The 6,720-nt window shown below is 65.3% G+C and carries 7 protein-coding genes and 2 pseudogenes; all 9 read left to right on the forward strand.

The window, feature by feature from the left end; genetic code table 11:
* Positions 1-5: 5 nt before the first annotated feature.
* Entirely contained in the window at positions 6-974 is a 969-nt protein-coding gene (locus ACFTWF_RS02920; RefSeq protein ID WP_378459756.1) for a polysaccharide deacetylase family protein, read from the forward strand.
* 43 nt (positions 975-1,017) lie between these two features.
* A complete protein-coding gene (locus tag ACFTWF_RS02925; protein WP_378459757.1) occupies positions 1,018-2,535 on the forward strand; it encodes a long-chain fatty acid--CoA ligase in 1,518 nt (505 codons plus the stop codon).
* 86 nt (positions 2,536-2,621) lie between these two features.
* The gene (locus ACFTWF_RS02930) at positions 2,622-3,575 is read left to right on the forward strand and encodes an AraC family transcriptional regulator (protein WP_378459758.1); all 954 of its coding nucleotides are present in this window, start codon (positions 2,622-2,624) and stop codon (positions 3,573-3,575) included.
* A 136-nt stretch (positions 3,576-3,711) separates the two neighbouring features.
* On the forward strand, positions 3,712-4,548 hold the full coding sequence (locus tag ACFTWF_RS02935) for an SDR family oxidoreductase (protein WP_378459759.1): 837 nt from the start codon (positions 3,712-3,714) through the stop codon (positions 4,546-4,548).
* Positions 4,549-4,739: 191 nt separating this feature from the next.
* Positions 4,740-4,856: pseudogene (locus ACFTWF_RS02940) on the forward strand (hypothetical protein); the annotation flags it as partial.
* Positions 4,857-4,875: 19 nt separating this feature from the next.
* Positions 4,876-5,022, forward strand: a pseudogene (locus tag ACFTWF_RS02945) (hypothetical protein); the annotation flags it as partial.
* A 49-nt stretch (positions 5,023-5,071) separates the two neighbouring features.
* Positions 5,072-5,977 carry an alpha/beta fold hydrolase gene (locus ACFTWF_RS02950; RefSeq protein ID WP_378459760.1) on the forward strand — a complete coding sequence of 302 codons (906 nt, stop codon included), beginning with the start codon at positions 5,072-5,074 and terminating at the stop codon, positions 5,975-5,977.
* 265 nt (positions 5,978-6,242) lie between these two features.
* Positions 6,243-6,467: a DUF3263 domain-containing protein gene (locus ACFTWF_RS02955; protein ID WP_378459761.1), complete on the forward strand. Its 225-nt coding sequence runs from the start codon at positions 6,243-6,245 to the stop codon at positions 6,465-6,467.
* Positions 6,468-6,471: 4 nt separating this feature from the next.
* On the forward strand, positions 6,472-6,720 hold a 249-nt coding region (locus ACFTWF_RS02960), incomplete at its 3' end, for a hypothetical protein (protein ID WP_378459762.1).

Consider the following 6,720-nt stretch of genomic DNA (forward strand, 5'->3'; position numbering starts at 1 on the left):
ACGCAATGAATGACACACGCGCCGTCCGACCGCTGAAGATTGCGGTCACGATCGATGACTTCGTCCTGTGGGACGGCGTTCCCATGCCGGAGGACACGACTCCCACCGACATCACGCGGTCTGTCGCAAAGACGCTGAACGACTACGGACTTCAGGGAACCTACGGCTTCTCGCACACGTACCGGCTGGAGAACGAGCCGGAGCAGATGGAGGCCTTTGAGTCGTGGGCCGAAGCGGGCCATCATCTGGGCAACCACACTCACCAGCATGCCCCGCTGCGCTGGATGCCCGACGCGGCATTCCGATGCGATTTCGAGACGGCCGAGAAGTACATCGGGCATCTGATCGAGGCCGCACCGTCGAAATACTTCCGGTACCCCATGGACATGTCATCAGGATCCGAGCGACGTCGAGGGGAGGTCGAGAAGTACATTGCAGATCTCGGCTACCGCACTGCCCCGATCACCAGCTGGTTCAGTGATTTCGCGTTCATCATGCCGTACTTCCGTGCGATGACGCTCGGCGACAAGGACATGCAAGAGCAGGTACGCGATCTGCACGTGTCGACCGCGGTGGACATGCTCTACAAGCACGCGGACACCGCGCGGACCCTGTTCGGTGCCGATGCGCCTCTCATCTGGCTCGTACACGGCACCACGATCTCTCGGGACACCCTCGCTCCGATCCTCGAGGCATTCCTCGAGCGTGGCGTGGAGTTCGTCACCCTCGATGAGGCGATGAAGCATCCGGTGAACTTCGGGAAGCCGCCGTGCAGTGAGAGCTTCACCAACCAGCTCCAGAGGTTCGCGCTTGCTGCGGGTCTACCGAAACCGGAACTCGACTTCGAGCGGCTTGCCGAGATCCTGAACCTCGCGCCCATTCCAGGCCTCGACACGATGACGACGTACGAAGAGCGCATGTTCAGGCCGTTGGCGAGGCGGGTGGGAGCTGAATACGACTGGGATTGGTCCTGAGTCGGCAATCCACATTCACACGTCATCATCTGAAAGCAGGATCATGCTCAACCTGGCCACCATGCTTGCCGACACTGCTCGACGCACCCCCGGCAGAACCGCTGTCATCGAAGGGGACCGAACCCTCACCTTCGGTGAGATCGATGCGGCTGCGAACAGTGTTGCCCGTTTTCTTCTCTCACGGCAGTTGCGTCCAGGCGACCGCGTCGCCCTGACGATCGCGAATGTCGTCGAGTTTCCGATCGTCTACTTCGGCATCCTCAAGGCCGGTGGAGCCGTCGTGCCGCTCAACACGATGCTCAAGCGGGAGGAGGTTGCCTACCACCTCCGTGACTCGGGTGCGGCGGCGTACTTCTGTGCTGTGCCGGGGCTCGACGAGGCGTGGCGCGGATTCCTGGACGTCGCTTCCTGCGAACATCTGGTCACCCTCGGCTCCGCGTTGCTCGATGAGCCGGGCGTGGGAACCACCTTGGCGGAGGTCTTGGCCGAACACCCCGCGGATGACGTCCTGCAGGAAACCGAGGCGACGGACACGGCGGTGGTCTTGTACACGAGCGGGACGACCGGCAAGCCGAAGGGTGCGGAGCTCACCCACGCCAACATGGTCCTCAACGCCATCGGGCACAACCAACTGCTCGACGCCCGGGCCGACGACGTACATCTGGTCGCTCTTCCGCTCTTCCACTCGTTCGCACAGACCGTGCAGCTGAACGCCGGTTTCGCAGTGGGTGCCACCCTGGTCCTGCTGCCACGATTCGACGCGGCTGAGGCTCTGGCGTTGATGACGCGGCACCGGGTGACGGTCTTCGCCGGTGTCCCGACGATGTACTGGGCTCTGCTCAACAAGTCCGCTGACGGCATAGCCGTTGACCTTGCCGGGCTCCTGCGCATCGCGCTGTCCGGCGCAGCTGCCCTGCCCGTCGACGTGCTGGAGCGGTTCAGGGATGTCTTCGGTGTGGGGATCCGGGAAGGCTACGGACTCTCCGAAACCAGTCCCACCGTCACGTTCAACCCGCTCGATCAACCGAACCGGTCGGGATCGATCGGCAAACCGATCTGGGGAGTAGAGGTGAAGCTCATCGACGTTCACTGGGACGAGGTCCCCGTCGGTGAGCCAGGCGAACTCGCCGTACGCGGATACAACGTGATGAAGGGATACCTGGGGCGACCCGAGGCGACCAAAGATGTGATCCGCGACGGCTGGTTCCGCACCGGCGATATCGCAACGAGAGACGACGACGGCTACTTCTTCATCGTCGATCGCGCCAAGGACCTGATCGTGAGGGGAGGCTTCAACGTCTATCCGCGCGAACTCGAGGAGGTGATCATCGCCCACCCGGAGGTCAGTCTCGTGGCCGTCATCGGAATCCCCGACGAGCGAATCGGTGAGGAAGTGAAAGCCTTCGTCATCCGCGAGCCCGGATCGGAGTTGAAGGAGGAAGACCTGATCGGATGGTCACGGGAACGGTTGGCCGCTTACAAGTACCCGCGCCTGGTGGAGTTCCGGGACACCTTGCCGATGAACGCGACAGGAAAGCTCCTCAAGCGAGCACTGCGATGACCACGCGGTTGGCGTGGGTGCCGGCCCGCGCTAGCGTCGTCTGTGGCACGAGTCGCAGTGTCGGCATACCGGTGTGAGAAGGTGTTGTGGCCTTGTATTCCGTCGATACGTTGCGCAGCAACGAGCACGACCAGCGTGAGCGCGGTGATTGGTGGCGCGATCAGGTCTCGTCGATCCACTGTCCGATGGACTTCTCCCTCGAGAGCAACTACCAGGGAATTCTCGAGCATCAACATTCGGACACGTACCAGCTGGTTCGCTGGTGGGGGGAGGCGGAAGTCCTTTCCCGCACGGCAGCCGACATCCGCCGACATCCACATGGCGCCTACGAACTGCTCTTGCCGGTCCGGGGCGAATTGATCCTCCAGCAGGATCGTCACGAAGCCACGATCACACCGGCGGTCATGGCTCTCACATCGCTGGACACGGTGACAGATCTGCGCCACGGTGATGGCTTCTCCTCTGTCGCCTTCGTGATTCCCGGCGACCGGATCGAGGCGCGGGTGCCGACATTGCCGCACGCAGGCACCGTCCTGGATGCAACATCTGGACTCGGACGCATCGTCGTCGACGTGGTCAGTAGTCTGCGCCGGGAGCGGCATGCGCTCACCGGCAGTCAGTTCGACGCGATCGCCGACCGAATCGTCGATCTCCTGGCGCTCGCCTGCAACGCAGACACGGCCGCCCCCTCCGTCGACGTTCAGGAAGGGTTGGTCACCGCCATCCGACGCTTTGTTCGAGGGAACGCCCACGACCCGAACCTCACCGGAGCCGTCGTCGCGACGCGCCTCGGCTGGTCGCTCCGGCACGTTCAGGCCCAGTTGCAGCGGATCGGGACCACACCGTCGGACCTCATCCGAGAGGAGCGTCTGGCGTTGGCCCGGTTACGTCTTCAGGACCGCGGCTGGAGCCACCAGAGCGTGACGCAGGTGGCATACTCCTCAGGATTCGGCGACCTCAGCACCTTCAGTAATGCGTACCGGCGGGCCTTCGGTGAGCGGCCGTCCGACACCCGTTCTGCGGCATCCGATAACGACTGAATCAGCAGACCCGTGGGTCGGCTCAGGCTTGACGGCCGGGCCCCCGCGCGGGTCTGCGCGTGTCTGCTGCGCGCGCTGCAAGCGGAGTGCGCTGCCCCCCAAGAGATAACACCAACCCGGTCCTAGCGTTGATGGCATGAATAGTGCAACCACCTCCGAAGTGCGACCGGCACTCGACACCCTCTTCTCCGTCGCCGGGAGGACCGCCGTCGTCACCGGTGGCTCCCGAGGGATCGGCGCCATGATCGCCCGCGGCCTGGTACTGGGCGGCGCCCACGTTGTCATCACCAGCCGGAAGGAAGAACAATGCCGCGCGACGGCCGAAGCCATCAATGCCGAGGCAGACGCTGCGGGAACGGCAGGACGCTGTACCCCCGTCGCCAGCGACCTGTCGAAGGCCGACGGGGTGACCGGTCTGGTCGACTGGCTCGGCGAGCACCTGGCAAGCATCGACATCCTGGTAAACAATGCGGGGGCCACCTGGGGTGCGCCACTTGACGAGTTTCCCCTCATCGGTTGGACGAAGGTGCTCAACACCAACCTCGTCGCCCCGTTCTACCTCATCACGGGAACGCTTCCGCTTCTGCGCAGTGCGGCGCATCCCGACCGGCCCGCTCGTGTCATCAACATCGGCAGCGTGGATGCCTTGGCTACACCGAGTTGGGAGAACTACTCCTACAGTGCGAGCAAAGCCGGGCTGCACATGGTCACCCGCCATTTAGCCAAGCAACTGGCATCCGACGGCATCACCGTCAACGCGATCGCCCCCGGTCCGATCTTGACGGACATGCTCGGACACGTCGCGGCGGATCCACAGGTCGAGGCGAAACTCCTCGACCGCGTCCCGCTGGGTCGCTACGGACAAACCGATGACATGATCGGCACGGTCCGCTTCCTGGCCTCCCGGGCCGGCTCGTATCTGACCGGCACCATCATTCCGCTCGACGGCGGGATCTCCGGCTGCGGCGGCTGACCGCGAAAACCTTTGCCTCCACCTTCTTCCACCCACCGCAATCACCACTTCGAGGAACAACCCATGCCCGAAGCTGTCATCGTCGCCACCGCACGCTCGCCGGTCGGAAGAGTGCCCAAGGGCTCATGAAAGACATCCGGCCCGACGTCACCGCCCAGATGGGCACTGCCGCGTTGGCGAAAGATCATCGCCTCGGACCGGTCGAGGCGTCACGCCAAGCGCTTGCCCGCGCCGGACTCGGTATCGGCGACATTGACCTGGTCGAAATCAACGACGCCTTCGCCGCCCGGGTGATCCCGTCTCCTCGGATCGGTCAGTGCCTACTGCGCCGAACACGCCGAATGCCCGGTCCTGGTCGTCCATCCCACAGGCGGTCATCTGAACCGTCCCCCGCACAGTGACCGGACCGGTCTACCGTCCGAACGGCCATCGACATGGCCCTCCGAATGTGGTGACCTTCGTCCATATTCTTAAGGTCCCGGGACTCTCGGCGGCCGGGGGTGGTCGAGGTGTGCTGGAAGGTATGGACGCGATCGATTCGTCGCAGCAGCCGTGCACGGGTCTGCGGTGGCGTTCGGTGGTGGTCGACGGCCGCGCCGCCCGGTACGCGGTCGGCGGTTTCGGGCCGCGGGTGTTGTTCCTGCACGGCTGGGGCCTGAGCGGACAGGCCTATACCCGCCCACTCGAACAGCTGATCGGAATGGGTGTGCGGGTGTATGCCCCGGCTCTTCCCGGGTTCGGCGGTACCGCCCGCCTCCCGCTCGAGCAGCGAACCCTCGCCGGGTACGGCCACTGGGTGGGCCACTTCGCCGACACGATCGGCTTGTCCCGGCCGGTGACCGTCGTCGGGCATTCGTTCGGTGGCGGTGTCGCGATCACCACCGCCCACCGATCGCCCGATCTGGCCGAACGTCTGGTGCTGGTGAACTCCATCGGCGGCTCCGCGTGGACCGACGGCCGTGGGGTGGTGCGGGCGCTGCGGGATCGTCCGTTGTGGGACTGGGGGCTGCATCTGCCGGCCGATCTGCTCCCCGGCCGTCAACTCACGCGCGTCCTGCCGGTCGTGCTGCGCGACGCGGTGCCCAACGTGCTGCGCAACCCGGCCGCGGTGTGGGAGGTCGCCCACCTGGCTCGGACGGCGAACCTCGCCCCGGAACTCGCGGCCCTCGCCGAACGTCGCCTCCCGATCTTCGTGGTGTGGAGCAGCCGGGACACGATCATTCCCGAATCGACGGCGTTGTCACTGAGGGCCGCACTGGGGGATCCGTACACGATCACCGTGCCCGGTGGCCATGCCTGGCTGATGGATGACCCGCGCGCCTTCGGTGAACTCATCACCAACGTCATCCACCGGCCACTTCCCGCCCGGTCGGGCCGGCGGGTGGCGCGCGCCTTCCCGGCCGCGGTGGCCGACGGGACCGCCGCGTGAGCGGACTGCGCCGTCGGCCACCGGACGGCTATCGGGTGAGGTCTTCGGACCCTACAGCCGAACCGGCCGATCGCCGTACCGTCATCCCGAGGGGAACCGCACACAACGCCCTTCCCCGGAATCAGCCTTGCAGCGGCAGTGCCGGTTCCGCGGAACCGGCACCGGCACCGGCACCGGCAGAATGGGGACGCTCTGGTCGTTTGCGGGGCCGCACCGACGAGGAGTGCAATCTGGCCTACCGGCCCGAACGGGGAAGGTGATACCGATGCCCGAGATGGACACGGCGGACTTGGTGGACTTCGAGCGCCGCTGGTACCGCCACGGAGGCGGGCCCGCCGACGATATCGAAACCGAGTTCGGTCTTCCTGCGACCGCGTTCTTCCGGCGTCTCGGGGATCTTCTCGAGACCGATCCGCCCGACACCCTCACCCGGTCCGAGGCGTCGGCGATGCTGCGGGTGTGCCGGCGACGGCTGTGGCTCGACGAATAGACCCATGATGGTCGCTCCCGATTCGGGAGCGCGCACACGAACCGATTCCGTGGAGGCGGTCCTCGGCGTCCCGGCCGGGCTCGCCGGAATCATTGCCGGTGTGTCGTTTCCGGTCGCCGTGCTCCCCAACCTGTCGCCCGACCTGGCGGCAACAATGCGATGGAACGCCCGTGCACGGAGAGGCACAAGTGCCGGCGTGTCCGAACCACCAGGCTTTGCCCGGGACGTGTCGGATCCCGAAGGATCGTCTGCT

It is taken from the genome of Rhodococcus sp. NPDC056960 (assembly GCF_042674125.1).
Taxonomy (GTDB): Bacteria; Actinomycetota; Actinomycetes; order Mycobacteriales; family Mycobacteriaceae; genus Rhodococcus_F.

Coding starts and splice junctions, on each gene's coding strand:
- ACFTWF_RS02925 (WP_378459757.1), top strand. CDS start 1,018: ATGCTCAACCTGGCCACCATGCTTGCCGACACTGCTCGACGCACCCCC.
- ACFTWF_RS02920 (WP_378459756.1), top strand. CDS start 6: ATGAATGACACACGCGCCGTCCGACCGCTGAAGATTGCGGTCACGATC.
- ACFTWF_RS02935 (WP_378459759.1), top strand. CDS start 3,712: ATGAATAGTGCAACCACCTCCGAAGTGCGACCGGCACTCGACACCCTC.
- ACFTWF_RS02955 (WP_378459761.1), top strand. CDS start 6,243: ATGCCCGAGATGGACACGGCGGACTTGGTGGACTTCGAGCGCCGCTGG.
- ACFTWF_RS02950 (WP_378459760.1), top strand. CDS start 5,072: ATGGACGCGATCGATTCGTCGCAGCAGCCGTGCACGGGTCTGCGGTGG.